The 1475-nt window shown below is 45.4% G+C and carries 1 protein-coding gene; it reads left to right on the top strand.

What is annotated here, in order from left to right:
• Window positions 1–33 precede the first annotated feature (33 nt).
• Entirely contained in the window at window positions 34–1407 is a 1374-nt protein-coding gene (locus IQ224_RS23480; RefSeq protein WP_194033554.1) for an HD domain-containing phosphohydrolase, read from the top strand.
• Window positions 1408–1475: the final 68 nt, after the last annotated feature.

A 1475-nucleotide genomic window follows, 5' to 3' on the forward strand; every position in this document is an offset into this window, starting at 1 on the left:
CCCCACTCCCCACTCCCCCTAATCTTGCCACTTATGACCGTAGGATCCAGCTTACAACAGTTAAAAATAGCTTCATCGGGAAGATTACCCAGCAGTTACGGGGTCTATTTTAAGAATACCCTGGTGGCCCTCTGTCATGCTCTTGAAGATCATATTTTGCAAACTAGCAGCCCAGACAGTACAAATAAACCACTGGTTTTAGTCACCTTTCAACAGGGAAAATGGTATTTACAGGAAGCAGAGCGCTATTTAGATATGGCTCGCTCTTCTCGTCATATTGCGATCGCTGCCGTGGCCGATAGTGGTTTTTCTGAGCATAAAACTGGCAGTTTAGAGAATGTTTCGCTAGTGAACTTAGATAATAGCGATAGTTTGGTTAATGAGTGGAATTTAATCATTCTTTCCCCCGATTACGCCTCCATGGTACTCTGTCATGAGTTATCCCCAGAAGAATACCGGTCCGATAGTCAACCCCAAATAGACACGGAGCGAAAATTCTACGGTTTATGGACATTCGATCGCGATTTAGTCGAAAAAGCCGCTAGTATCTTAATTGAGCGTCTGCATCCCTATAATCCCAGTCTAGCGGCCGATTTAAGCAGACAACAGCAGGAAATTAGTCAAAATATTAATCCCATTCCCACGGATTTAACCGGAGTAGTCTCTCGCATTGTCACCTATCTGCAAACCAGTCAACAGCAGTTAGTCACCGTCAGCAGACAAACGCGAGAATTAAGCGACTTAGAAGGACAAGCATCCCGTTTAAATAAAAATTTAGCCGCGAATAAACTGCAAGCTTTTCTAAGAATGGCTCAAAAGGTCGATGAAAGAGATATTGATAATCCCCTTGCTTCCCTACAGGTGGCCGCTTTAGCGGAAATGTTGGGACAATTGCTCGATTTACCCACCCTGAGATTGCGACGCTTACGATTAGCAGGTTTATTATACCGCATCGGTCTAGCGGAGGCTCCGATTGAAGTTTTTAGACAGCGTGCCAGTCAGTTAGAGGGAGCAAATGCGTTATTTTGGCGGGATCGATCGGTATTAGGAGCGCAATTACTCGCCACTATGCCCGAATTAGCCCCAATTCAACAGATTATTTACCATGAGTTTGAATACTGGGATGGTAGCGGCGTTCCCAATGGTTTAAAAGGGGAAGAAATCAGCCTAGAGTCGAGAATTTTAGGATTATCAGCCTATTTTCAGGAATTAACTCAACCGCGAGGCGACCGACTAGCTCTAGATTTAGGAGAGGCCCTAGAACGCTGTCAAAATTATAGCGGGATTCGTTTTGATCCCGCTTTGGTAGAAAAATTAAGTTCGGTAATTCGTCTGTGCGAAATGGGGTGGATGCAATTACCCGATCGCCCTAGTCAAGTCCCCGCCGTCTGGTTAGAATCAGTTTAGATTAGGGTCTGCTGAAAAAGTTTTTCGGTGGGGGTAGGGTGTGGGGTGTGGGGTGTGGGGTTTTACCC

Source organism: Microcystis sp. LEGE 00066 (assembly GCF_015207925.1).
In the GTDB taxonomy this organism is placed as follows: domain Bacteria; phylum Cyanobacteriota; class Cyanobacteriia; order Cyanobacteriales; family Microcystaceae; genus Microcystis; species Microcystis ichthyoblabe_A.

Coding starts and splice junctions, on each gene's coding strand:
- IQ224_RS23480 (WP_194033554.1), top strand. CDS start 34: ATGACCGTAGGATCCAGCTTACAACAGTTAAAAATAGCTTCATCGGGA.